Origin of the sequence: Polynucleobacter necessarius, assembly GCF_900095205.1 — a bacterium.
GTDB lineage: Bacteria > Pseudomonadota > Gammaproteobacteria > Burkholderiales > Burkholderiaceae > Polynucleobacter > Polynucleobacter necessarius_E.
The window spans coordinates 1,830,812-1,854,188 of the sequence record NZ_LT606951.1; the positions used below are offsets into that span (position 1 = coordinate 1,830,812).

General features: G+C 43.8%; 26 protein-coding genes, 1 tRNA gene and 1 pseudogene. 19 read left to right on the plus strand and 9 right to left on the minus strand.

Translation table 11 applies throughout. The features are described from left to right. Nucleotides 1–12: 12 nt before the first annotated feature. Both mltA and apaG read right to left on the minus strand, forming a co-directional pair. Nucleotides 13–1,143, minus strand: coding sequence for a murein transglycosylase A (gene mltA, locus DXE37_RS10065; protein WP_114637399.1), 1,131 nt, complete (start codon nucleotides 1,141–1,143; stop codon nucleotides 13–15). 130 nt (nucleotides 1,144–1,273) lie between these two features. Next, nucleotides 1,274–1,648 (minus strand): Co2+/Mg2+ efflux protein ApaG, encoded by a 375-nt coding sequence (gene apaG, locus DXE37_RS10070; protein WP_114637602.1) that lies wholly within the window; start codon nucleotides 1,646–1,648, stop codon nucleotides 1,274–1,276. Between the two features lie 49 nt (nucleotides 1,649–1,697). On the opposite strand from apaG, the gene rpe reads away from it, so the two are divergent. The 5 genes from rpe to trpC are packed head-to-tail and all read left to right on the plus strand — an operon-like array spanning nucleotide 1,698 to nucleotide 6,338. Beyond that, entirely contained in the window at nucleotides 1,698–2,423 is a 726-nt protein-coding gene (rpe, locus tag DXE37_RS10075) for a ribulose-phosphate 3-epimerase (protein WP_114637400.1), read from the plus strand. Beyond that, nucleotides 2,423–3,928 carry an anthranilate synthase component I gene (trpE, locus tag DXE37_RS10080; RefSeq protein ID WP_114637401.1) on the plus strand — a complete coding sequence of 502 codons (1,506 nt, stop codon included), beginning with the start codon at nucleotides 2,423–2,425 and terminating at the stop codon, nucleotides 3,926–3,928. The genes rpe and trpE overlap by 1 nt, the downstream gene beginning before the upstream one ends. Next, nucleotides 3,912–4,478 carry an anthranilate synthase component II gene (locus tag DXE37_RS10085; RefSeq protein WP_114637402.1) on the plus strand — a complete coding sequence of 189 codons (567 nt, stop codon included), beginning with the start codon at nucleotides 3,912–3,914 and terminating at the stop codon, nucleotides 4,476–4,478. The genes trpE and DXE37_RS10085 overlap by 17 nt, the downstream gene beginning before the upstream one ends. Before the next feature lie 20 nt (nucleotides 4,479–4,498). Further along, nucleotides 4,499–5,524 (plus strand): anthranilate phosphoribosyltransferase, encoded by a 1,026-nt coding sequence (trpD, locus tag DXE37_RS10090; protein WP_114637403.1) that lies wholly within the window; start codon nucleotides 4,499–4,501, stop codon nucleotides 5,522–5,524. A gap of 10 nt (nucleotides 5,525–5,534) precedes the next feature. Next, the gene (trpC, locus tag DXE37_RS10095; protein ID WP_114637603.1) at nucleotides 5,535–6,338 is read left to right on the plus strand and encodes an indole-3-glycerol phosphate synthase TrpC; all 804 of its coding nucleotides are present in this window, start codon (nucleotides 5,535–5,537) and stop codon (nucleotides 6,336–6,338) included. Here the strand turns inward: trpC and DXE37_RS10100 are convergent. Further along, complete coding sequence (locus DXE37_RS10100; RefSeq protein WP_114637404.1) at nucleotides 6,319–6,888, minus strand: hypothetical protein; 570 nt, start codon at nucleotides 6,886–6,888, stop codon at nucleotides 6,319–6,321. The two genes, trpC and DXE37_RS10100, sit on opposite strands and share 20 nt — an antisense overlap. Nucleotides 6,889–7,192: 304 nt before the next feature. Between DXE37_RS10100 and DXE37_RS13145 the strand changes: the two genes are divergently transcribed. Continuing rightward, nucleotides 7,193–7,348 carry a hypothetical protein gene (locus DXE37_RS13145; protein ID WP_231971332.1) on the plus strand — a complete coding sequence of 52 codons (156 nt, stop codon included), beginning with the start codon at nucleotides 7,193–7,195 and terminating at the stop codon, nucleotides 7,346–7,348. Nucleotides 7,349–7,421: 73 nt separating this feature from the next. Here DXE37_RS13145 and ychF read toward each other — a convergent pair whose 3' ends face one another. Continuing rightward, nucleotides 7,422–8,516 carry a redox-regulated ATPase YchF gene (gene ychF / locus DXE37_RS10110; protein WP_114637406.1) on the minus strand — a complete coding sequence of 365 codons (1,095 nt, stop codon included), beginning with the start codon at nucleotides 8,514–8,516 and terminating at the stop codon, nucleotides 7,422–7,424. Between the two features lie 40 nt (nucleotides 8,517–8,556). Between ychF and DXE37_RS10115 the strand changes: the two genes are divergently transcribed. The 12 genes and pseudogenes from DXE37_RS10115 to DXE37_RS10160 all read left to right on the plus strand — a co-directional run bounded on the left by DXE37_RS10115 (nucleotide 8,557) and on the right by DXE37_RS10160 (nucleotide 18,312). Beyond that, entirely contained in the window at nucleotides 8,557–9,831 is a 1,275-nt protein-coding gene (locus DXE37_RS10115; protein WP_114637407.1) for an FAD-dependent monooxygenase, read from the plus strand. Between the two features lie 43 nt (nucleotides 9,832–9,874). Next, nucleotides 9,875–10,540, plus strand: a complete 666-nt coding sequence (locus DXE37_RS10120; RefSeq protein WP_231971333.1) for a DsbC family protein — start codon at nucleotides 9,875–9,877, stop codon at nucleotides 10,538–10,540. A gap of 5 nt (nucleotides 10,541–10,545) precedes the next feature. Further along, on the plus strand, nucleotides 10,546–11,031 hold the full coding sequence (locus DXE37_RS13780) for a M61 family metallopeptidase (protein WP_269460338.1): 486 nt from the start codon (nucleotides 10,546–10,548) through the stop codon (nucleotides 11,029–11,031). Nucleotides 11,032–11,143: 112 nt separating this feature from the next. Continuing rightward, nucleotides 11,144–11,596: a M61 family metallopeptidase gene (locus tag DXE37_RS13785; RefSeq protein ID WP_269460369.1), complete on the plus strand. Its 453-nt coding sequence runs from the start codon at nucleotides 11,144–11,146 to the stop codon at nucleotides 11,594–11,596. Beyond that, nucleotides 11,539–11,694, plus strand: a pseudogene (locus tag DXE37_RS13790) (M61 family metallopeptidase); the annotation flags it as partial. The gene DXE37_RS13785 and the pseudogene DXE37_RS13790, both read left to right, overlap by 58 nt. Before the next feature lie 75 nt (nucleotides 11,695–11,769). Then, nucleotides 11,770–12,321, plus strand: coding sequence for a M61 metallopeptidase family protein (locus DXE37_RS13155; protein WP_231971415.1), 552 nt, complete (start codon nucleotides 11,770–11,772; stop codon nucleotides 12,319–12,321). A 6-nt stretch (nucleotides 12,322–12,327) separates the two neighbouring features. Further along, nucleotides 12,328–13,083: a uracil-DNA glycosylase gene (locus DXE37_RS10130; protein ID WP_114637408.1), complete on the plus strand. Its 756-nt coding sequence runs from the start codon at nucleotides 12,328–12,330 to the stop codon at nucleotides 13,081–13,083. A gap of 286 nt (nucleotides 13,084–13,369) precedes the next feature. Further along, on the plus strand, nucleotides 13,370–14,686 hold the full coding sequence (gene hemA, locus DXE37_RS10140; RefSeq protein WP_114637410.1) for a glutamyl-tRNA reductase: 1,317 nt from the start codon (nucleotides 13,370–13,372) through the stop codon (nucleotides 14,684–14,686). Beyond that, nucleotides 14,687–15,766 (plus strand): peptide chain release factor 1, encoded by a 1,080-nt coding sequence (prfA, locus tag DXE37_RS10145; RefSeq protein ID WP_114637411.1) that lies wholly within the window; start codon nucleotides 14,687–14,689, stop codon nucleotides 15,764–15,766. It abuts the gene before it with no gap. 3 nt (nucleotides 15,767–15,769) lie between these two features. Further along, nucleotides 15,770–16,639, plus strand: a complete 870-nt coding sequence (gene prmC / locus DXE37_RS10150; protein WP_114637412.1) for a peptide chain release factor N(5)-glutamine methyltransferase — start codon at nucleotides 15,770–15,772, stop codon at nucleotides 16,637–16,639. A gap of 69 nt (nucleotides 16,640–16,708) precedes the next feature. Beyond that, entirely contained in the window at nucleotides 16,709–17,017 is a 309-nt protein-coding gene (gene grxD, locus DXE37_RS10155) for a Grx4 family monothiol glutaredoxin (RefSeq protein WP_114637413.1), read from the plus strand. Between the two features lie 20 nt (nucleotides 17,018–17,037). Beyond that, nucleotides 17,038–18,312, plus strand: a complete 1,275-nt coding sequence (locus DXE37_RS10160) for a DNA recombination protein RmuC (RefSeq protein WP_114637414.1) — start codon at nucleotides 17,038–17,040, stop codon at nucleotides 18,310–18,312. Nucleotides 18,313–18,504: 192 nt separating this feature from the next. On the opposite strand, the gene DXE37_RS10165 is transcribed toward DXE37_RS10160, so the two are convergent. Next, nucleotides 18,505–19,002, minus strand: coding sequence for a phasin family protein (locus DXE37_RS10165; RefSeq protein ID WP_114637415.1), 498 nt, complete (start codon nucleotides 19,000–19,002; stop codon nucleotides 18,505–18,507). Between the two features lie 196 nt (nucleotides 19,003–19,198). Here DXE37_RS10165 and DXE37_RS10170 point away from each other — a divergent pair, with 196 nt between their 5' ends. Then, nucleotides 19,199–20,521, plus strand: a complete 1,323-nt coding sequence (locus DXE37_RS10170) for an MFS transporter (RefSeq protein WP_114637416.1) — start codon at nucleotides 19,199–19,201, stop codon at nucleotides 20,519–20,521. A 71-nt stretch (nucleotides 20,522–20,592) separates the two neighbouring features. Here DXE37_RS10170 and DXE37_RS10175 read toward each other — a convergent pair whose 3' ends face one another. From DXE37_RS10175 to DXE37_RS10190, 4 genes are all read right to left on the minus strand, one after another. Next, a complete protein-coding gene (locus tag DXE37_RS10175; protein WP_114637417.1) occupies nucleotides 20,593–22,098 on the minus strand; it encodes a tetratricopeptide repeat protein in 1,506 nt (501 codons plus the stop codon). Nucleotides 22,099–22,177: 79 nt separating this feature from the next. After that, a tRNA-Thr gene (locus tag DXE37_RS10180) sits at nucleotides 22,178–22,253 on the minus strand. Between the two features lie 18 nt (nucleotides 22,254–22,271). Then, on the minus strand, nucleotides 22,272–22,679 hold the full coding sequence (locus DXE37_RS10185; RefSeq protein WP_114637418.1) for a ClpXP protease specificity-enhancing factor: 408 nt from the start codon (nucleotides 22,677–22,679) through the stop codon (nucleotides 22,272–22,274). Between the two features lie 29 nt (nucleotides 22,680–22,708). Further along, on the minus strand, nucleotides 22,709–23,320 hold the full coding sequence (locus tag DXE37_RS10190; protein ID WP_114637419.1) for a glutathione S-transferase N-terminal domain-containing protein: 612 nt from the start codon (nucleotides 23,318–23,320) through the stop codon (nucleotides 22,709–22,711). Nucleotides 23,321–23,377 lie beyond the last annotated feature (57 nt).

Genomic DNA, 23,377 nt, shown 5'->3' on the forward strand with positions numbered 1-23,377 from the left:
ATTAATATTGAATTAACGTGGAAGCAGTAACCACATTCTGCCATTTTGTTTCATGCGACCAGCCATCTCCCCAGCAGAATCTCCTGATCCCCAATAGTAATCTGCTCTTACGCCACCTACAATTGCCTTACCCGTATCCTGTGCCATGACTAACTTTTGCAAAGGCTGACTGCTCAGCGGTTTAGTTGTGGCCAAAAATACTGGCGCCCCTAATGGCAAAGCCTGTAAATCCACTGCAATACTGCATTCACTTGTTAGCGAAACACCAAGAGCTCCATTAGGACCTAAATCCGCCGCTACGTTTCCTGGTAACGCTTTGAAGAAAACAAATCGTGGATTAGCGTTGAGCATTTCATTTACTTGACTAGGGTTACGTTTGGCCCATTGCGATATACCCTGCATCGTCGCTTCACTACGAGTAATTTCTTTACGATCTAATAGCCATTGTGCAAACGATTTAAAGGGTTGACCATTAGTTCCTGCATACCCAAGACGCAAAGTGCGGCCATCTTCAAGCCGAATTTTTCCAGAGCCTTGAATTTGCATAAACGCTGCGACGACAGGATCTTGTACCCACGCAATCTCAGACCCCTGCAAAATGCCAGAGCTCATCAGGTCGGCACGGCTTGGGCCAGGATTAGGTTTCGATTTGCGCCATGCATTAGGATAACCATATAGCGGAACGCTATAAGAAGATGTTCGAGTAAGCGACCCATTCATTACGGGCTCGTAATAACCAGTAATTAAGCCAGTATCACTTCCAGAGCTAGCACGAATTTCATAAGCCTGAAAATTACTCTCAAAGTATTTGCGGATAGACTGCCCATCACGACTAGAGACATTACCCGCCTGAGCGCATACCAACCGCCAATTTACTTCACTATTTTTCTTGCGTAAGGCATCGCAACTTTTTAACCAAGCTGGCCATGCCTGAGTCAGGTCATCTTCCTGCCATCCCGGCAATGCTTGCCAGGAAACCGCACTAAAACTTGCAATAGGGGAACTATAGTTGGATGGTGAGGCGCCCGACCCGCTTGAACGGTAACCAGCACTCCGAGTAGGTGGCGCAGAGCATCCACTAATTAAACTAGCTAACAGGATAAGGAATACACTTGTTAGGAATAATTTATATTTAAAAATCATGATTGCCAATCTACTTGATGAATACCCAATGCTACTGTTTGCTTTTGAAGGCGCTGTTGCCTTAGGGCTTTTATTATTTATCGTCCTTTGGACAGGAAAAGGCAGAAAATAGAGTTTATGAAGCCTCGTATTAATGCAAAGTACGAGGCATCACTAGAGCAAACTCTGGGATTGGAGCCTGAAAGAACTGAGCGTCTTCAGTTACGCAGAAGTACCCCCCCCGCATCGTCCCGGCAGGAGTAGGCAAAGTAGCCCAACCGGTGTACTCAAAATGCTCTCCCGAGCGAAGCAATGGTTGCTGCCCAACCACCCCTAAACCTCGCACTTCCTGGACATCATTATCCCCATCGGTAATGAACCAATGGCGTGCAATCAGCTGAATGCTGGCAGTTCCTGTATTCCGGATGGTGACGGTATAGGCAAAGGCAAATTGGCGATTATCGGGGTCGGATTGCTCCGGAAGGTACTGGGCTTTGACCGTAATGCTCATTTCGTGAGGATTCATGGTCGAATTCTGCTCCATCCTAAGGTCAACTGCAAGCTAGAATCTAGGGATGGAAAGTCAAAAATCATCCACAAATAGTCAATTTGTCATTGCTCCATCTATTTTGTCTGCCGACTTCGCCTGTCTAGGCAAGGAAGTTCAGGACGTTTTACAAGCTGGGGCTGACTGGATTCACTTTGATGTGATGGATAACCACTATGTGCCCAATCTTACAATTGGCCCCTTAGTCTGTGAGGCTATTCGTCCTTATGCGAATAAAAATGGTAAGTCCGCCATGATTGACGTGCACCTGATGATTGAGCCAGTCGATCGGATTGTTCCTGATTTTGCCAAGGCGGGAGCTGATTTAATCAGCTTTCACCCTGAGGCGAGTCCTCACGTTAATCGCACATTGAATTTAATTCGTGATCAAGGCTGTCAAACGGGTTTAGTACTAAATCCAGCGACACCACTCGATCATCTAGATCACACTTTGGAATTGCTTGATTTGGTATTACTCATGTCAGTCAATCCAGGATTTGGCGGTCAATCATTTATTCCAAGCACTCTCAATAAGATTGCTCAAGTACGCGAGCGCTTAGATCGTTATCAAGCCGAGACTGGTCGGCACATTCGTCTAGAAGTAGATGGTGGCATTAAGACTGACAATATTGCAGCAGTTGCACAAGCAGGGGCTGATACTTTTGTTGCAGGTTCAGCAATATACGGACAAGATAACTACGCGGAAGTGATTGCAGGAATGCGCACTGAACTTGGAAAGTCAGGAAGATCGTAATGCAACGTGAAGAATTTACTGCCCTAGCTAAACAGGGCTTCAATCGCATTCCTCTTGTTAAAGAAGTGCTAGCAGATCTGGAAACCCCACTATCGCTTTACGTCAAACTTAGTCAGGCATTTGGCAAGAAAAATACTTACTTATTGGAATCCGTATTAGGCGGAGAACGTTTTGGGCGCTTTTCCTTTATCGGCCTGCCAGCACGAACAATTGTGAGGACAGTAGGTACTCCTAACTCACCAATCAATGAAGTTGTCACCGATGGAAAAGTCGTAGAAAGCAATACCGATAACCCTCTCGACTTTGTAGATGCATATTTCAATCGTTTTAAAGTTGCGTTACAACCTGGCATACCACGCTTTTGTGGTGGTCTTGCAGGGTACTTTGGTTATGACACGGTTCGTTATATAGAATCACGCTTAGCCAATCATCAACTGCCAGATGAATTAGGCGTTCCAGACATTCAACTCATGTTGACGGAAGAATTGGCAGTCATTGATAACGTTGCTGGAAAAATCTACTTTATTATTTATGCAGATCCTAGTACTCCAGATGGATTTGAGAAGGCGCAAGATCGCTTAAAAGAATTACTCAAATGCCTTGCTAAACCAGCGCAAATGCCGCCCTCTTTACCGAGTACCAAGACCGATCTAATTCGTAAGTTTGAAGCGGCAGATTTTGAACAAGCAGTCCTAAAAACCAAAGAATATATTTTGGCTGGTGATTGTATGCAAGTGGTGATTGGTCAACGTATAAGTAAGCCATTTACCGATTCACCATTGGCACTCTACCGTGCATTACGCTCACTTAATCCTTCGCCCTATATGTACTTCTATGACTTTGGGGACATGCAAATCATTGGCTCATCTCCAGAGATATTAGTGCGTCAAGAAAAATGGGCTGCAGAGAAGATTGTGACGATACGCCCTCTAGCAGGCACGCGGCCCCGTGGTGCAAACCCCGAGGAAGATGAGCGTCTTGCTAAAGAGCTTTTAGCCGATCCCAAAGAGATCGCTGAGCACGTAATGCTGATTGATTTAGCGCGCAACGATGTAGGTCGAATTGCTAAAACTGGCTCAGTCAAAGTGACGGACTCCATGTCTATTGAAAAGTACTCTCATGTTCAGCATATTGTTAGCTCTGTTGAGGGCGATCTTTTAAACAATATGAGCAATATGGATGTACTTCGAGCAATATTTCCAGCGGGAACTTTATCGGGTGCCCCCAAAATTCGGGCAATGGAAATTATCGATGAGATGGAAATTGTGAAACGCGGTGTATATGGAGGCGCAGTCGGTTATCTCTCATTTTCAGGAGATATGGATGTAGCAATTGCTATTCGTACAGGAGTTATCCGCAATGGGGTACTGCATTCTCAAGCTGGGGCTGGTGTAGTAGCAGATTCAGACCCAACAGCCGAATGGAAAGAAACGGAAGCTAAAGCGCGCGCAGTTTTGACCGCAGCCGATCTAGTACAAGGAGGACTCGATGCTCCTAATGATTGATAACTATGACTCGTTTACTTATAACCTCGTACAGTATTTTGCTGAACTAGGTGAAGAGGTAAAAGTCTTTCGCAATGATGAAATTACTGTAGAGGACATTGCTAAGCTCAATCCTGCTCGCATCTGCATCTCTCCAGGCCCATGCAGTCCTGCTGAGGCTGGCATTTCTGTTGAAACCATCAAGCGTTATGCTGGTCAAATTCCGATTCTTGGTGTTTGCTTAGGGCACCAAGCCATTGGCGAGGCATTCGGCGGCAGGGTGATTCGCGCACAGAAAGTGATACATGGCAAAACAGATAGCATTCATCACACTGGTGTGGGCGTATTTAAAAATTTACCCGATCCATTCAAGGTAACTCGCTACCACTCATTGGCGATTGAGAAAAGCTCATTACCCCCTTCCCTAGAAGTTACTGCAACATCTTCCAATGGAGAAATCATGGGTGTACGCCATCGCGAACTTGCTGTAGAGGGCGTGCAATTTCATCCCGAATCGATTCTTTCCGAGCATGGACATGCCCTGCTCAAGAATTTTTTGCAAAATAATTAAACCGTTTAATCACGAACGATATGCCAATTACCCCTCAAGAAGCCCTACAACGTTGTATTGAACACCGCGAACTCTTTCATGACGAAATGACAGATATGATGCGTCTGATCATGAGTGGTGAAATGGCACCCGAATTAGTTGCCGGTTTGTTGGTAGCATTGCGCACCAAAAAAGAAACTGTTGGGGAAGTTGCTGCTGCCGCACAAGTGATGCGTGAATTTGCAACATCAGTACATGTAGATGACCGCAGTCATTTAGTTGACGTCGTAGGCACTGGTGGAGATGGAGCGCATACTTTTAACATCTCAACAGCTGCGATGTTTGTTGCTGCGGGTGCTGGCGCCAAGATCGCTAAACATGGTAACCGTAGTGTGAGCAGTAAATCAGGGAGCGCCGATGTTTTAGAAGCGCTAGGGGTCAATCTAGCACTTTCTGCTGATCAAGTAGCTCGCTGTATATTAACTGTTGGCGCAGGATTTATGTTCGCCCCAAATCATCGCCCGGCGATGAAGAATGTAGTGCCCATCCGTAAACAGCTAGGCGTTAGGACTATATTTAATATCCTAGGCCCTCTCACCAATCCTGCTGATGCCAAACGTATTTTGATGGGCGTGTTTCATCCTGACCTAGTAGGCATTCAGGCACGGGTATTGCAGGCTTTAGGAATGGAACATGCTTTGGTAGTCTACGGCCGCGATGGTCTTGATGAGATTTCTCTAGAGGGCCCAACTCTAGTTGGCGAGCTCAAAGATGGCGTAGTACATGAATATGAAATTCATCCTCAGGACTTTGGTTTAACTCCAGCTCCAACCAATAATTTTAAAGTGGCTAATGCTGAGGAGTCTAAAAAAATAGTGTTAGATGTTCTCAATGGCCTGCCAGGGCCAGCAAGTGACATCGTCTGCCTAAATGCCGGAGCTACGCTATATGTGGCTGGTGTGGCCAAAGATATTGCTAGCGGTATTGTGTTGGCTAGAGAGGCCATTACTTCTGGAGCAGCACTTCATAAAGTAGACGAATTTGTTGCAGCAACTCAATCTAAATAAATCATTATTCATGAGCGATATCCTCGATAAAATTGTTGCAACCAAAAAGATTGAGATTGCTAGCTGCCTGCAGCATTTATCACTCGCCAATCAACACGAGCAGGCAGAAGCCAATAATCAAGATGCCCCCCTAAAGCCAAGAGGCTTTATTCGTGCAATTGAAGATAAAATTTCTGCTGGCAAAGCAGGAGTCATTACAGAAATTAAAAAGGCGAGTCCAAGCAAAGGAATTTTGCGTGAAAACTTTGTACCTGCCGAGATAGCAAAAGCTTACGAGAAACATGGTGCTGCTTGTTTATCAGTTTTAACCGATGTTCATTATTTCCAAGGTTGTAATGCCTACCTCCAACAAGCTCGCTCTGCATGCGACATCCCAGCATTGCGCAAGGATTTCACAATAGATCCTTATCAGGTCTATGAAGCACGTGCAATTGGTGCCGACGCCATCTTATTAATTGTGGCTTGTTTAGAACTGAATCAAATGAAGGAGCTTGAGGCATGCGCCCACGAATTAGGCCTGGATGTTCTTGTAGAAGTTCACAATGCTCCAGAATTAGAGCAAGCTCTGGAACTCAAAACATCTCTGCTTGGAATCAATAATCGCAATCTTAAAACCTTTGAGGTAACGCTACAAACCACCCTCTCACTTCTGTCTATGATTCCAAGCAATAAAACCTTGGTAACTGAGTCCGGGATCCTGAACCGTGCAGATGTAGAACTCATGCGTAAAAATCAAATAAATGCATTCCTTGTGGGCGAGGCATTTATGCGCGCCGCCAATCCAGGCGAGGCGCTCAGTGAGCTGTTTTCTTAGATCTCTTTAATATATCTAAGCAGTATTTAATAAGAGAAATGAGTAGCAACGATCCAAGCACATCGCCTACAAACATCACTAAAAAGTGACTTACGCTACCTGTATCCTCTAAAGTCATCGTAGCGAACCACCACTGATGTAGGCCTGCTGAGAGCAAGGCATAAATTAAAATACAAACAATCAGTTTTGGGAAATTCAGATTACTTAAATCAGGCTCAATACGAAGATTACTCAAGACAAAAATTCTAGCTAAGTAAGGCGCGAATCCAGAAATTAAGCCGATGCCAATACATAAAGTTAAGTCGTGCGGGAATTCACCGAAATAGCTAATTAAAAATGAAGCTGCAGCAATTCCGATCGCTCCAGGAAGACCAAAAATCAAAGTAAGAAATAACCGTAAGCCAGCGGGCAAGTAAATCCAGTTCACTCCCAAACTAAATACCAATTGGTTGGTTAGCCAGTTATTGAAATAAAAAAGAAGTGCGTACGCCATCAGACTAATGACACAACCAATAAGCCACTCTGAAGTAATTGTGAGTAATTTAGACATTGGAGTTATTGAGGTTTACATTTGATTGACGCTCGTCAATTGCTAAAGGCGACTATTAGAAATACACTGATGTTAGCTCAAAAGCTAATATTAGATTGCTACTACAACTTATGCCAATTACGCAAAATTCTCCCATATTAAGTTTCTCAACTTAATCGACACCTTAGATCGAATCAATCCAGGCAAGAAGCTGGATTGCATAGAAGAGGGCTTACTCGATAAGGTAGTTTCTTCCGCTCATACCAATCAACCTATCTTAGTTGGCGACCTGATTTCACTCACAGAGCTAGGCTCGCAAGCAACCTTGCATGGTCGCCTTAAAAATCTTAGCGCCCTGGGCTATATCAAAATGGCAGCGAATGCAGATAGTCGCAAAAAAGAAGTGTTGCCCACCAAGATGGCCCTGAAACGTTATGAAGAACTTTCCAAGTGTTTAGAGGAGGCAGTCAAAACGACTTAAGCACTACGATGATTCCTTATTGAATAAACAAAAATTCCTGAAAAGGGCTTTTTGTTTATTAAGAAGAGTCGTCTTATACGTTAAATAAGAAGTTTAAGACGTCACCATCCTTGACGATGTATTCCTTACCTTCTGCGCGCATTTTGCCAGCCTCCTTAGCTCCCGCTTCCCCCTTGAACTTCACAAAGTCCTCGTAAGAAATTGTCTGCGCACGAATAAAGCCACGCTCAAAGTCAGTATGAATGACACCAGCTGCTTGGGGGGCTGTATCACCTACGCAGATAGTCCATGCCCGAACTTCTTTAACTCCTGCGGTGAAATACATCTGCAAGCCCAGCAAGGAATAACCCGCCCGAATAACACGATCTAAGCCTGGCTCATCCATACCTAAATCTGCCAAAAACTCAATTTTGTCAGCATCATCTAAGTCAGCAATTTCTGCCTCAATAGCGGCGCAAACAGCCACAACTGGAGCATTCTCTTTAGCAGCATGTTGCTTCACCGCCTCAAGATGAGGATTGTCAGAAAAGCCATCTTCTTTCACGTTTGCAACATACATGGCAGGCTTTGCGGTAATCAAGCACAAGGGCTTAATTAATAACTTTTCATCGTCACTGAGATTTAAGCTACGAACTAGTAAAGCGGAATCCAAATGTGCTTGAATCTTAGTCAGAGCAGTTACCAAGGCGGCCGCCTCTTTGTCATTACCAGACTTAGCTGCTTTAGTGGAGCGATTTAAAGTTTTCTTGACCGTAGCTAAGTCAGATAAGGCCAATTCAGTATCAATGACCCCGATATCCGCAATCGGATCGATTTTTCCTGCAACGTGAATGACGTTTGGATCCTCGAAACAACGCACCACATGGGTAATAGCGTCAGTTTCGCGAATATTCGCCAAAAACTGGTTGCCAAGACCCTCACCTTTTGATGCTCCGGCAACAAGGCCAGCAATGTCGACAAACTCAACAGCTGCCGGCAGGATGCGCTCAGGCTTCACGATCTCAGCCAATGCGGCTAGACGAGGGTCAGGGACCTCAACAACACCTACATTGGGCTCAATCGTGCAGAAAGGATAGTTTTCTGCTGCGATTCCAGCCTTGGTAAGCGCATTAAAGAGGGTAGATTTGCCGACATTAGGCAGGCCAACGATGCCACATTTCAAAGACATGCCTGTATTATAAATGCACTTGTTTCGATATCATCGAGTTATGTCAGAAGTTCATACAAATCTACCTTTCAGACCACTAACCCCATCCCTCCAAAATAAGACCGCTGACGTGGTAGTGGTTGGCGGAGGCATTGTGGGTAAGGCTTGTGCCCTGGGGCTTGCTCAGTCAGGACTTCAGACTATTGAAATTGCCCCTGATTTGGGGCAAAGCATCCCCAGTCCGCAGGGCAGTCATTGGGGGCAGAGAATTTACGCGTTTTCACCGAGCACCCAAAAATTACTAGCCCAACTTCAAATTTGGGATGCAATAGATCATGGTCGGCTACAGACGGTCAGAGATATGCGGATCTATGGCGACAGGGGCGGAAAAGAAGATTACCTTCATCTGTCTGCATTTGAAGCAGGCACACCACAACTTGCTTGGATTGGTGAATCCGACTTAATTGAGCACACCATTGATCAGGCTTCTCGTTTTCAAAATAAATTAGAGCGTATAAGTGATGTTGTAAAAAAGGTTAATGTTGACTCCGAAAAAACTGCCCTGCATTTAAAAAACGGCGGAACAATCAGCGCGAAATTAATCATCGCAGCTGATGGCGCAAACTCTCCAATTCGCAATGAGCTTGGGATTACAGTCAGCGAAGAGAGTTATGCACAAAGTGCTGTGGTTGCCAATTGGTCATGCGCTTACCCTCATCTAAAGACCGCTTTTCAATGGTTCTTACCCGGTGGTGATATTGTTGCCATGCTGCCATTACCTGGAAAACAAGTTTCCATGGTTTGGTCCACCTCGCCTGAGAATACGGCAGATTTATTAAAGTTAAGCCAAACACAATGGGCAGATCAATTTGCATTTATTGCTAATGGAGCAATTCTGAAACAGCTAGGTGAACTCAAGCTGTACTCAATTCCAATTGCCTTCCCATTAAGAAAAATTCGCGCCGAGCGTTTTATTGGTCCTGAAGCCTCTCCGAAAGTTGTGCTGATCGGAGATGCGGCACATGTCATGCATCCGCTGGCTGGTCAAGGCCTGAATCTAGGTCTACGAGATGTAGCGGTGCTGCTAAATACTCTGAGCAAGAGAGAATCCTTTCGTCAGCCAAATGATCTAGTGTTGCTACGACGTTATGAACGACAACGGCAGGGAGATACCAGCGCACTCTTATGGGTCACCGATAAGCTAAAGAAATTATTTTCTGCGACTAGCAATACAAAGCGCCAACTTCGCAACTGGGGACTAGATCTTGTGAATAAAAGCCATTTTATAAAACAGCGCTTAATTGAACGCGCTTTGGGAGAAATTGGTTTTGAATAAATTGATGACTGCAATTGTATTTATTGGGACCAGTTTATTTTGCATGAGTTCACTGCATGCCCAACAAGAACAGCAAGTAAAAACCGAAATACAAAAGAGGTTAGGTACTAACGCCAAAGTAAAAAGTGTTTCTCCAGCACCCGTCACTGGTCTGTATGAAGCATTGGTAAGTAACGATATTTTTTATACCGACGCTTCTGGAAGGTACCTCATTCGGGGTGAAATCATTGATCTCTCTACTGGTAAAAATATTACCGAACAAAGACAAGCCGACCTAAATCGAATTAAATGGAGTGATCTCACTCCAGCGAATGCCATCAAAAATGTACACGGCAATGGAAGCCGTCAACTAGCTATTTTTTCAGACCCAAATTGTGGCTATTGCAAGCGCCTAGAAAAATCATTGCAGCAATTAGATAACGTCACGATCTACACTTATTTAATCCCAATTTTATCGTCTGATTCTGCGCAAAAGTCGAAACAAATTTGGTGCTCATCTGACCCCTATAAATCCTATATTGATTGGATGGTCAATGGCGTTGGGCCCAGTGGAAAAGGTGAGTGCAATACTCCACTTGATAAGAATTTAGCTTTTGCCAAAACATACGGAGTCACTGGAACTCCTACCTTATTTTTTACGGATGGCAGTCGATTCCATGGGGCGGTACAAATTACTGATATCGAGAAAAAATTTAACTCACTGAAATAAATACTATGCGCTCTGCAGACTTACCTGCAATTCAATACACAGTCTGGCCAGCAGATCTTCACGCCCATCGCTTTCACGTTAAGCTGCATATTGCCAATCCCGACCCAAGCGGTCAGATTCTACAAATGCCTACTTGGATTCAAGGCAGTTATTTAATTCGTGATTTCAGTAAGCATATAGAGACAATTGAGGCTTATTCAACTTCTGGTGAAAAGAAAAAATTAGCCCTCGAACGTATTGACAATGACCAGTGGCGCTTACCGCCAAACAATGGTCCTGTGGAAATGCTAACGACTGTTTACGCTTTTGATTCTTCAGTACGTGCAGCTTATCTTGATACTGAACGTGCGTTCTTTAATTCAACTAGTTTGTGCTTTGCCGTTAAGGGGCAAGAGCATTTGTCTTGCTCACTAGCCATTACAACCACCAGAACTTGCATTTGCAAATCACTGGACCGTACAAACCACATTAAGAGCAGCCAAAACCGATAATCGTGGGTTTGGTTTTTATCTCGCACAAAATTATGACGATTTACTTGATCATCCAGTAGCCATGGGTGAATTTGAATTAGTGCAATGGAAATGTGATGGCGTACCTCACCGTATGGCAGTTCAAGGATGTAACCATATTGTTGATGCCAAACGTTTATCCCAGGACTTGCAGGCAATTTGCTCAGCCACTATTAATCTATTTGAACCAAAAACGAAGCAAGCTCTTTTTAAGGAATATCTTTTTTTAGCGAATGCTGTTTTAAATGGCTACGGTGGTCTCGAGCATCGTGATAGCACTGCATTACTCTGTAGACGAGATCAAATTCCCCAAGAAAATATTCTTTTTGAAGAATCTGCCTATAGGGAGTTTCTGGGACTATGTAGCCATGAATACTTCCATGCATGGCTAGTTAAGCGCATACAACCAAAAGCATTCCAGCCTTATGAGACCTATCTAAACGAAACCACACACGCTTACTCTGGGTATTTGAGGGCTTCACCAGCTACTACGATGACCTTCAGTTATTACGAAGCAAGCGAATTGATCTTAAAACGTATTTATTAAATCTGGTTGCAGACAATTGGAGCGCCATCTTACGCGGTCCTGGGCGGCACAAGCAGAGCTTAGCCGACAGCTCTTTTGATGCTTGGACCAAGTATTACCAAATAGATGAAAACACTCCCAATGCAGTTGTCAGTTATTACGGTAAAGGTGCATTACTAGCATTGGGATTAGATTTGCAAATCCGCACATTCACAAAAAATTACCAATCTCTAGATGACTTAATGCGCTTACTTTGGAAAAAGCATGGGATTACCTTTGAGGGTCTTTCCGAAGATGGTCTAGACGATTTAGTTTTTGAATTGCTCGGCAATGGTTTTAATAAAATCTGGAGCGACATCAAGGCACGCTACATTTTTGGTGTTGAAGATATACCACTACAAAAATGGCTTAATACCAAGTTGATCTCTGTAGAAGAAAAATCTCAGACTGCATTAGCGAAATTAAAGCTTCGATTTGGAATGCGGCATACCGATGCTAATGGCTGGCTCAAGGTGACCCATGTACTCGATGGCGGCATTGCCCAAGCTGCTGGAGATCTCATCGTAAGTATCGATGGTCAGCGCGTCACGAGTGCACGCTGGGATAAAGTTCTGGGCAGTCTTGCCGAAAACGCACACATTCATATCACCTTCTTTCGAGATGATCTTGAACACGAACGCATGGTATCGCTCCAAACAATTGCTGTGCCAACTCAATACAAATTAAAGTCTAAGAAAGAAGCTTAAGAGAAATTGAAGCCTCTATTTTCAAAGGACGATATCCCAAGTGATTGGCGTGAATTATTAGGTGACTACTTCGAGTCAGCAGACTGGCAATTACTAGAAAGAAATTTACAATTTGTTTTAGATTCAGACCCCAACTTAGTCAGGCCTGAGCCGCAAAACTTTTTTAAAGCGCTAAAGCTTTGCTCGGTAAATTCAGTAAAGGTGGTTATTCTGGGACAAGATCCGTATCACTCACCAGGATTAGCGCAAGGTCTAGCCTTTTCCATTCCAGCAGATATTGCAATTAACTCACGCGCATTTCCAAGCTCGCTACGGAACATTAGCAAGGCGCTTGCTTTGGAGGGCTTCGGTCAATTGCCCCATGGTGATCTGCATCATTGGGCAAAACAAGGGGTGCTACTTCTTAACACGGCTTTAAGTGTCAAATTGGGTAAAGCAGGAAGTCACACTAATTTAGGCTGGAAGAGCTTCATTGATTTCTTAATCAGCGCTCTCGCGAAGCAAAAACCCAATTTAGTCTGGATACTATGGGGCGGCCACGCTCAATCAAAGCTTGCCCTAATAAAAGACGGTATAGATCAATATATTTTGCAATCCTCCCATCCATCTGGCTTGGGGGTCTACAAAACAGATAAACCATTTTTACAGCCTGGAGGAAAGGATAGTTGTAGACACTTCACGGTTACTAACAAATGGTTAACGAGTCATAAACTGACCCCCATTCAGTGGGTAAAAAACGCACAAACTGACTTATTTAGCTAAAGCAGCAAAAATACTGCCCACCGCGCACGCCGCAAAAATAGCGCTAGCCCATTCCAGAATTTGACCTGACTGGAAAAAACCCCAAAATTGTCCTAAATAGGAGCTGACAGCGGCAGCCATAAACCCAAGCAGCAGGGCAATGAAAACCTTTCCGAGCTTAGACCCCTTGGATGATCCTGGGTAAAAAATCCAAGCCGATACCCCAGATATACCCCCAGTCACTAGAAAAGCCAAAAACCCCATTCATACCCCCATTAATACCGCCATCAAATCTATAATCGCCATTATGAAGTTGTTAACCCTTGGCATCAATCATCACACAGCGCCGGTAGCCATTCGGGAAAAAGTCGCCTTTGACCCTGAATTTCTTCAAGAAGCGTTACACGATCTTCGCCAATATTTGGTTGGCGCGAATCACGCTGGGCTGCCAGAAGCTACGATTTTATCGACTTGCAACCGAACTGAACTCTATTGCGCCGCCAATGATGAAAGTGCCGCAGGACTCCTCCATGAAGCTACTTTTGATTGGTTAGCTAAAACACAACAATTAGCTCCAAGCAGCCTTGAGCCACATATTTACTCTTTGCCACAATCTGATGCAGTACGCCACGCATTTAGAGTTGCGTGTGGATTAGATTCCATGGTCATTGGTGAAACCCAAATTCTGGGGCAAATGAAAGATGCGGTTCGTACTGCAAATGATGCTGGCGTTTTAGGGACCTACCTGAACCAGCTCTTCCAAAAAACCTTTGCAGTTGCTAAAGAGGTCCGTGGCTCTACCGAAATTGGTGCGCACTCTATATCAATGGCAGCAGCTTCCGTTCGTCTCTCAGAACGCATTTTTGAAAAAATTTCTGATCAGCGAATTTTATTCATTGGTGCAGGCGACATGATTACCCTGTGTGCAACTCATTTTGTTGCACGTAAGCCGAAGAATGTTGCTATCGCAAATCGCACCATTGAACGCGGTCAAGAACTTGCAGATTCTATTTCGGCACAAGACGTGCAAGCTGAGTCATTCAAGCTCTCTGAATTACCGAGCCGCTTACATGAATTCGACATCATTGTTTCTAGTACAGCATCATCATTACCCATCATTGGCTTAGGCATGGTAGAAAGTGCACTTAAACAGCGCCGCCACAAACCGATGGTGATGATTGATTTGGCAGTACCTAGAGACTTCGAGCCTGAAATTTCTAGGCTGGATGATATTTATCTCTACACAGTAGATGACTTGGGAGTCATGATTCAAACTGGCGCCAACTTGCGTCAGACAGCAGTAAGTCAAGCTGAGGTCATCATCGAAGATCGCGTCGGCAATTTCATGCATTGGATGCAAGCACGCAATGCTGTTCCACTCATTCAAGATATTCAGCAACAAGGTGAGCGCCTACGACAACTGGAACTAGAACGTGCAATGAAGCGCCTGATGCGTGGGGATGATCCCCAAGAGGTACTAAATGCCATGGCTCAAGGCCTAACAAATAAATTTCTGCATGGCTCACTCCATGCTTTGCAACATTCTAATGGTGCCGAGCGCGACGTCTTGATTAAGCTGTTACCTAAATTATTCGCCTCACATCCAAAGCCAGAAGACCATTAGATGAAGCCCAGCATGCGAGCTAAGCTAGACCACCTCGATACACGCTTAGCCGAACTTAATTCCCTTTTAACATCCGAAGAAGCCACTAAAGATATGGATTCTTATCGGAAACTCACGCGTGAACATTCTGATATTGCAACTGTAGTGGAGCAATTTAGTTTGTATAAGCAAGCTGAGGCAGATGCTCAAGCGGCAGAAGAAATGCGCAAAGATCCTGAAATGAAGGATTTTGCAGATGATGAGCAAAAACAGGCTTTAGCCACCATGGAGGCTCTTGAAGGTACATTACAAAAGCTATTGCTTCCAAAAGATGAAAACGATGAACGAAACGTCTTCCTAGAAATTCGTGCGGGGACCGGTGGCGATGAAAGCGCCCTTTTTGCCGGCGATCTCCTGCGAATGTATACCCGCTTCGCCGAACGTCAAGGCTGGAAGGTGGAAGTCGTCAGTGCCGCCGAATCTGATTTAGGCGGTTACAAAGAGGTTGTATTGCGTCTTGTTGGTCAGTCAGTCTACTCTCGTCTTAAATTTGAATCAGGCGGCCATCGCGTACAACGAGTTCCGCAAACGGAGACTCAGGGTCGCATTCATACTTCCGCCTGCACCGTAGCTGTGATGCCAGAGGCTGATGAACTTGAAGCAGTCAAAATCAATCCAGCAGAACTGCGTATTGATACTTTCAGAGCATCTGGCGCTGGTGGCCAGCATATTAATAAAACTGACTCTGCAGTTCGCATCACCCATTTACCCACTGGCACAGTTGTTGAATGCCAAGATGATCGCAGTCAGCACCGTAACCGCGAACAGGCGATGAAAGTATTGGTTTCTCGCATCATGGATGCCCGTGAGCGCGAAAAGCATCAATTAGAAGCGCAGAATCGCAAATCTTTAATTGGCTCTGGTGATCGCAGCGATCGCATCCGTACTTATAACTTTCCACAGGGACGCATTACTGATCACCGCATCAACCTGACCCTCTACAAGATTGATGCCATGATGGATGGCGACATAGATGATTTATGTAACGCCCTCGCATCCGAACATCAAGCGGAGTTGCTTGCAGCACTAGGCGATAACTAAACCATGAATGGAAATCTTAGCCTGCGCTCTTTATTAAATCATTCTGCGCTTGCTACCTCTGAGGCAAAGATTCTCATGGCTTACATTCTCGAGAAACATTATCAACTTCCCCGCTCTGCCCTATTATCGCGGGATAATATGCAATTGCATCCAGAAGCAATGGAGAATTGGCAAAACCTTGAATCCAGACGATTGGCTGGGGAGCCGATAGCCTATCTCGTTGGCAAGCGAGGATTTCATAATATCGAGCTCTATGTTGCCCCTGGCGTTCTCATTCCGCGTCCTGAAACTGAGTTGCTAGTTGAAATCGGCTTACGCGAAATTAAGCGCATTCGCAATTCAACAACTGTTCTCGATTTGGGGACGGGCTCAGGTGCAATTGCTCTAGCTATTGCCCATGATGCACCTCAGGCTATAGTGACTGCCACCGATCAATCGCCCGAGGCTTTGGACATTGCCAAAATAAACGCTCAGCAATTAAAGATGGTATCCCGTGTTCGGTTCATTCAGGGGAGCTGGTACGAACCCTTGGATGCTCACGCCTCTTTTGACATCATCCTCAGTAACCCGCCCTATATTGCGGCACAGGATGCCCATCTAAGTCAAGGCGACCTCCGTTTTGAACCATTTTCAGCCCTTACTGACCAAGGTAATGGTCTGTCTTGCATAGAAATCATTATTTCTGGGGCTTTAGGCCATCTCAATTCCAACGGTCTCATTGCCATTGAGCATGGCTTTGATCAGTCCGATGCCGTAGTTACCCTCTTGAAGCTGGCAGGCTTTCACGATATCCAAACCCATCAAGATTTTGCCGGTCATTACCGTGTAGCTTCTGGCAAAAAAATAGACGGGAATAACCTTTTTCCGCATTAAGTCTTAAAATCAATCAATACCAATTTGCCAGCTGTCTTTGAAAAAAGACCGCCTTACTAGGAAAAATTTATGGATACCCAAACCCAAATTAAAGAAATTATTACCAGCCACCCTGTTGTGTTGTTTATGAAGGGAACGGCACAATTTCCACAGTGTGGATTCTCAGGCAACGCAATTAATATTTTGCGTGCTAGTAGTGTGGAAAAACTGCATACCGTTAATGTTTTAGAAGATGCTGAAATTCGTCAAGGTATCAAAGAATATGCCAATTGGCCTACTATTCCGCAACTCTATATCAACGGTGAATTTATCGGTGGCTCGGACATCATGACTGAAATGTTTCAGTCAGGTGAACTCCAAAAGCTTGTTAAAGCTTAATAAATCTTGACCTGCTTTCTGTGACTTTTGATTTAAGCTCTCTTTTACTGTTTGGCCTGCCAGTTGGAATTTGCGCAGGCCTTTTAGTTTACGCACTAAATCTTCGATCCGCGCTTTCTCGTGCAGAGCTGCAGGTCCAGACAGAAATCGCTCTCACTCAAAGTCTTCGTACAGAGCGCGATCAAGCACTGCAAAATGCAATTAGACTAGAATCAGAGTTAGACTCTGAACGCAAACAAGGGCTTGGAAGAATTGAATCTCTAAATGAAGCTAAAGAAGCACTTACGAATCAGTTTAAAAATTTAGCTAATGAAATCTTGGAAGATAAATCCAAGCGCTTTACGGAACAAAATACTGCCAACCTAGACGCCCTTCTCAAACCATTGCAAACCAAGCTCACCGAATTTAAAGAGCAAGTAAATACCTCTTATGGCAACGAAGCCCGCGAACGTCACGCCCTCAAAAGCGAAATTGAGCGATTAGCCAACCTGAATCTGCGCATGTCTGATGAAACGCGTTCACTAACGCAAGCATTAAAGGGTGACTCTAAAGTACGAGGTAATTGGGGCGAGCTAGTACTGGAATCAATCCTTGAATCTTCTGGTTTGCGTAAAGGCGAAGAATATGTCGTTCAAGATAGTCATACTCAAACCGATGGCTCTCGTCTCCAACCAGACGTAGTAATCAAGCTACCTGAGGGCAAGAGTCTAGTGGTTGACAGCAAAGTGTCCATTACTGCTTACGCTCGTCATGCTGAGACTACCGACCCCGCTATTGCCGAGCAAGAACTTGCTGCACATATTCATTCGCTGCGCCAACATATTCAGGGACTCTCAGGAAAGAATTACAGCTCTCTTTATGGCGCCAACTCAGTAGATTTTGTCTTAATGTTTGTTCCGATAGAACCAGCATTTTTACTTGCATTGAAAACCGCTCCGAATCTATATCAAGAAGCTTTGGCAAAAAATATTGTTTTGGTCTGTCCTAGTACGTTAATGGCGACCTTGCGAACTGTTGCCCACTTGTGGCGGCAAGATCATCAAAATCGTAATGCTTTAGAAATTGCTAAACAATGTGGCAACCTCTACGATAAGTTTGTAGGATTTGTTGATGACTTGGAAAAATTAGGTCAACGCCTAGATCAAGCACAAACTAGCTATCACGATGCATTTAACAAGCTAAAAACAGGCAAAGGGAATCTTATACGTTCTGCTGAGAAGGTTCGCGAGCTAGGCGTGAAACCCAATAAAAATATAGCCGCACCCTTATTAGAATCGTCTTCAGACTTTGAATAAGTTAGCAGAAACTCAGTAACTTTCGTCTAAATTTTGATAAATAAAAATCCCGCCCAGTTTACACCAGGCGGGATTTTTAAAACGTAATACTTAAGTTAAGTCTCTAATTAAGCAGACTTACGGCTACGTGATGCAGGAGTAGCGGCTTTTTTCACTTGAGCAATTTGACCTTGAACAGTTTCGATTGCTTGATCAGCAATTTTTTCTGCTGTTGCAAAAGCTTCTGCTAACAGCGTGGAATTGCTCAAAGCCTTGCAATGCACTACCGTATACAGTCTTGAATGAAGACAAGAAAGCATCAGAACCTGCAGGAGCATTTGCGGCTACAGTATTAATCCAATCCTGGAAACCATCTTGCAATTGGTCAATACTTGCATCAACAACGTTTACAAATTCTTTATTGCTATCACGCAATACTTTGCTTACTTTCTTTTGGTAGGCAACAGCTTGGTTGCCAGCAGATTGCAATGTCTCGGCATTAAACAATTTAGTAACTTGCTTTGGATCCTTAGCTGTCAACACTTGTTGAATGCTATCTTGAGTATTTACTAAAACATCTTTGGAAGCCGCATAGTTCAACTCAGCCAATTTTTGAGCATTTTCTAAAGCAGCTTCGCTTAATGAAAATGTAGCCTCAAGGCCTTTACTGTTAATTTGGGACAATTTAGCGGTGATTTGATCTTGGTTCATGTATTTCTCCAGAATTTAAGTGGTACAACTAGTAAATTAAGTGCGCGATTCAAGAAACAGAAACTTCAAATACCTTAAATATTGCACTGCACCATGAAACTATAACTGATTGAAAATGACAAATCAAGAACTATTTGTTGCTATGCAACAAATTTAATCCTAAATAATAATTAAATTCAATATAATCAATAACTTAATGAATTATTCAAGCACCCACTCTTATCGAAAAGTCGCTATCGCGGCTTGTTTTGGCACCTTTTTAGAGTGGTATGACTTCTTGACATTTGCTACCTTGGCCGTAGTTTTTGCCCCTCTCTTTTTTCATGCAAGCGACCCAAATACCGCCCTTTTAGCCAGCTTAGCGACTTTTGGCGTCGGGATGGTTGTAAGGCCTCTTGGAGCAGCCATTTTTGGAGCCCTGGGTGATCGCATTGGCAGAAAGCCCGTATTTATGATCACCATCGCACTAATGGGCATAGCAACCGTGAGCGTTGGCTTTCTGCCCACCTATGCCCAAGCTGGAATTTGGGCGCCAGCACTACTGGTATGCCTACGACTACTACAAGGACTTTCTGCTGGTGGAGAAATCGGTGGAAGCGCTGTCTACCTTACGGAACATGCCGGAAATGAACATAGGGGATTTAAAACTAGTTTCCTACAACTTATGGGTCCACTTGGCATTCTTTTCTCCACACTGCAAATTGCTTTACTGAGAAGCACGCTATCGCCGGAAGAATTCTTGTCCTGGGGATGGCGTGTACCTTTTTGGATTTCTATTGTGCTGCTATTGATTGCTTTTAAAGCTCGTATGGCATTAGAAGAAACGCCTGTATTTTTAGAGTTAATTAAAAATAATCAGCAAACAGAATCACAATTGCTGAACAACTTTAAAAATCCAGAGATTCGAAAAAGAATGTTTTTACTTTTTCTTTGCGTCTCCTCAAGTGGTGCAGTTCTATTTTTTTGCGTGCAAGTCTATACATCTATCTTTTTAAAAACTACAGTGCAAATATCAGCAACACTAGTTGATCAATTGAGCATCTTTTCTACTGTTGCATTACTACCATTAACTGTTTTTGCTGGGTGGTTATCAGATAAATTTGGCAGAAAACCAATAGTACTGAGCGGCTTGATATTGGGAGCAATAACAATTTTGCCTGCATTTTATTTCATGGAAACGCAAGGAATAGCTGCTAAGTCGGGCAACTGGACATCTTTAATCATCATTGCCATCACACTCGTCTGGTTATCAGGAATATTAGCGTTAGTAGTTGGGCCACAAACTGCACTTCTAGCAGAGTTCTTTCCAGCAAAATCCAGAAACAGTGCTGCAACACTCCCGCATAACTTAGCAGCTGGTTGGATTGGCGGTCTTCTACCCTTTATAGTTACTTGGGTGAATCAATGCCGGGGCAACACCATTGCTGGACTATGGTATCCAACTCTCTTTTTAGCCACTAGCGCCCTAATTGCTATTAAATATTTACCGGAAACGAGAGATACCTTGTTGACCAGCTAAAGGGGTTAGCCCCCTCCTTAGAATCCGATAAAGACAATCAAATATGTATTTCTTGATTCCAATAAATTAATTTACCTAGTCTTGGAATATTTTTGAGCCAAATCAGACAAGTCAGCTTTAACGCGCTCTATAACTTCAGCCCAATTCGCTATATTCTTTTGCTGGTAGATTTTGGCCGTAGGATACCAAGGGCTTTGCTCCTGACCGAGCAACCAACGCCAGCAAGAATCATAACGATTCAAAATCCAAACGGACTTACCGAGCGCACCCGCAAGATGGGCTGTTGATGTATCAACAGAAATAATAAGATCCATAGACTCAATTAAAGCGGCAGTATCAGAAAAATCATGTATGAGATGGGCACAATTAATTAAACTAGGCCACAATTCGTTCTTCTTTGCGATTAATTCAGATTCAGCCGGATCGCCTTTTTGCAAACTATAAAAATCAATTCCTTGAATTTCTTTTAAATCCGCAATTTGCTCTAGCTCTACATTACGACGATGAAAGTCTGCATGCCCATCAGAATGAATAGCCCTAAAACCACCACTCCAAACAATGCCAACTTTTAAGTTGGATGATGGCTTAACTAAGTCTTGAATAGATTTACTAATTACCCTGGGGGGAAATAGATAAGGGACCTCTGCCGGAATAGAATCTATATTTGTACTAAATAACAAGGGGAGAGACATTAGTGGTGTTTGGAACTCAAATCTCTCATCAAGGTTTTGTCCCATTGGAATTACTCTGCAAAATTCTTGTAAAGAATCGAGAACTCTAATGAGAGCCTGAGGGACTATCAATGTTACTTGCGCGCCTTTGACCCATAAGAGTTTCACATACCTACAAAATTGAAGCGTATCCCCAAGCCCTTGCTCAGCCCACACCAATACTTTCTTCCCGTTAAGATTTTCAGTGTTTTCTAGTCTTGCAATATCTGAATATTGAAATATGACGGGGTTTGATTTGACCCAGCGCGCCTCATAGTTTCGCCACCCCAATTCAAAATTACCGCCTGCTAATTGATTCATGGCTTTTTGCCAATAGGCGTCAGTATACTGAGGATTGATTGATGTGGCCTTATCAAAGTTTTCCATGGCCTCATTATGGCGGCGAAGCCACTCCAAAGCGTTTCCCTTGTTACAATAAGCTTCAACATAGTTGGGCTCTATAGCAATTGCCTTGTCATACCAAGCTAATGCCTCGTCAAAACGCTTAAGATCTTGCAAGGCATTTCCCTTGTTGTTATAAGCCTCCGCGTAATCGGGAAGCAAACTAATCGCCTGATCAAAACTAGAAATTGCATCTTCATAACGACCAAGCGCTTGCAGAACATTTCCCCTATTGCTATGGGCGATTCCATTATCCGGCGCGACAAGAATAGCTTGGTCAATTAACTCAATGGCCTTGGAATGATCCAATCGAAGAGCCGCAACCACTGACAGTAATCTTAAAATTTCGTCATTATTAGGGTTAGCAAGCAAGGCTTTATTAAGCAGCGCTTCTGCAGCCTCTAAATTGCTTTGACTGATGCAATCTAATGCATTTTTAAATAATATTTGGGCATCTAGATTCATCAATTCAAACCTACTATAACCAAATTATTAAAGGGGGAGGATAAAACGAACGCGCCTCAAAGGTCTGCAAAGAGATGGGTGGTGCCCCTTGTCCGACTCGAACAGACCACCTACTGATTACAAATCAGTTGCTCTACCAGATGAGCTAAAGGGGCAACGGGGTTTATTTTAACCTATTTCACAATCTTCAACGATGGTCTTCCTGATTTTGGCTTTTCAGACTCTACATCATCTGAATCAGCAACATGAAGATCACGAGCCTGAGCAGGGTCAAATGGGAAAGACATGCCCTGCCCGTTCTCTCTGGCATAAATGGCCAAAACATGGGTTACGGGGACCATTATCTTTCTGGGCACCCCTCCAAATCTTGCTTGAAAGCTGATCCAGTCATTCTCTATTTGCAACTGATGGCAGGCTTCTAAGGATAGATTAAGAACAATTTCATTGTTCTTTACAAACTCCATCGGCACCTCTACCCTAGCATCCACAAAAACTGCTATGAAGGGCGTAAAACCAAAATCCGTGCACCACTGATGTAGAGCACGGATTAGATAAGGTTTGTTACTTGGAACGTCAAACATGCCGACGAGCAAAGAACCGCTAGTAAAGCTTAGCGGCGCATTACCTTCTCAGAGGGAGTTAAAGCCTCAATGTAAGCAGGGCGACTAAAAATACGCTCAGCATATTTCAAGAGGGCCGCAGCATTACGAGAGAGGTCAATGCCATAGCGCTCCAGACGCCACAATAATGGCGCAATAGCAACATCCAACATGGAGAACTCATCACCCAACATATACTTATTTTTAACGAAAATAGGCGCGAGCTGAGTTAAGCGATCACGAATTGCTAAACGCGCTTTTTCATGAACTTTTTCTGCGGCTTTGCCTTTTTCATTTTCCAAAGCAGCTACATGCACAAACAACTCTTTCTCGAAATTAAAAAGGAAGAGGCGTGCACGTGCGCGGGCTACTGGATCAGGCGGCATCAATTGTGGATGAGGAAAACGCTCATCAATGTACTCATTGATGATATTTGATTCATACAATATTAAATCGCGCTCAACCAAGATAGGCGCCTGCCCATATGGGTTCATTACTGAAATGTCTTCAGGCTTATTAAATAAGTCAACATCACGGATTTCAAAATCCATGCCTTTTTCAAAAAGCACCAAACGGCAGCGTTGCGAGAATGGGCAATTAGTACCCGAGTACAACACCATCATAAATTTATTTCCTTAAATTTCTACTTCAATACAACAAACGCACAACAGCGTTAAATC

What these genes read in the sequence shown, in the direction of transcription:
- mltA (WP_114637399.1), bottom strand. Translation starts at nt 1,143, where the DNA reads ATGATTTTTAAATATAAATTATTCCTAACAAGTGTATTCCTTATCCTG.
- apaG (WP_114637602.1), bottom strand. Translation starts at nt 1,648, where the DNA reads ATGAATCCTCACGAAATGAGCATTACGGTCAAAGCCCAGTACCTTCCG.
- rpe (WP_114637400.1), top strand. Translation starts at nt 1,698, where the DNA reads ATGGAAAGTCAAAAATCATCCACAAATAGTCAATTTGTCATTGCTCCA.
- trpE (WP_114637401.1), top strand. Translation starts at nt 2,423, where the DNA reads ATGCAACGTGAAGAATTTACTGCCCTAGCTAAACAGGGCTTCAATCGC.
- DXE37_RS10085 (WP_114637402.1), top strand. Translation starts at nt 3,912, where the DNA reads ATGCTCCTAATGATTGATAACTATGACTCGTTTACTTATAACCTCGTA.
- trpD (WP_114637403.1), top strand. Translation starts at nt 4,499, where the DNA reads ATGCCAATTACCCCTCAAGAAGCCCTACAACGTTGTATTGAACACCGC.
- trpC (WP_114637603.1), top strand. Translation starts at nt 5,535, where the DNA reads ATGAGCGATATCCTCGATAAAATTGTTGCAACCAAAAAGATTGAGATT.
- DXE37_RS10100 (WP_114637404.1), bottom strand. Translation starts at nt 6,888, where the DNA reads ATGTCTAAATTACTCACAATTACTTCAGAGTGGCTTATTGGTTGTGTC.
- ychF (WP_114637406.1), bottom strand. Translation starts at nt 8,516, where the DNA reads ATGTCTTTGAAATGTGGCATCGTTGGCCTGCCTAATGTCGGCAAATCT.
- DXE37_RS10115 (WP_114637407.1), top strand. Translation starts at nt 8,557, where the DNA reads ATGTCAGAAGTTCATACAAATCTACCTTTCAGACCACTAACCCCATCC.
- DXE37_RS10120 (WP_231971333.1), top strand. Translation starts at nt 9,875, where the DNA reads ATGAGTTCACTGCATGCCCAACAAGAACAGCAAGTAAAAACCGAAATA.
- DXE37_RS13780 (WP_269460338.1), top strand. Translation starts at nt 10,546, where the DNA reads ATGCGCTCTGCAGACTTACCTGCAATTCAATACACAGTCTGGCCAGCA.
- DXE37_RS13785 (WP_269460369.1), top strand. Translation starts at nt 11,144, where the DNA reads ATGGCAGTTCAAGGATGTAACCATATTGTTGATGCCAAACGTTTATCC.
- hemA (WP_114637410.1), top strand. Translation starts at nt 13,370, where the DNA reads ATGAAGTTGTTAACCCTTGGCATCAATCATCACACAGCGCCGGTAGCC.
- prfA (WP_114637411.1), top strand. Translation starts at nt 14,687, where the DNA reads ATGAAGCCCAGCATGCGAGCTAAGCTAGACCACCTCGATACACGCTTA.
- prmC (WP_114637412.1), top strand. Translation starts at nt 15,770, where the DNA reads ATGAATGGAAATCTTAGCCTGCGCTCTTTATTAAATCATTCTGCGCTT.
- grxD (WP_114637413.1), top strand. Translation starts at nt 16,709, where the DNA reads ATGGATACCCAAACCCAAATTAAAGAAATTATTACCAGCCACCCTGTT.
- DXE37_RS10165 (WP_114637415.1), bottom strand. Translation starts at nt 19,002, where the DNA reads ATGAACCAAGATCAAATCACCGCTAAATTGTCCCAAATTAACAGTAAA.
- DXE37_RS10170 (WP_114637416.1), top strand. Translation starts at nt 19,199, where the DNA reads ATGAATTATTCAAGCACCCACTCTTATCGAAAAGTCGCTATCGCGGCT.
- DXE37_RS10175 (WP_114637417.1), bottom strand. Translation starts at nt 22,098, where the DNA reads ATGAATCTAGATGCCCAAATATTATTTAAAAATGCATTAGATTGCATC.
- DXE37_RS10185 (WP_114637418.1), bottom strand. Translation starts at nt 22,679, where the DNA reads ATGTTTGACGTTCCAAGTAACAAACCTTATCTAATCCGTGCTCTACAT.
- DXE37_RS10190 (WP_114637419.1), bottom strand. Translation starts at nt 23,320, where the DNA reads ATGATGGTGTTGTACTCGGGTACTAATTGCCCATTCTCGCAACGCTGC.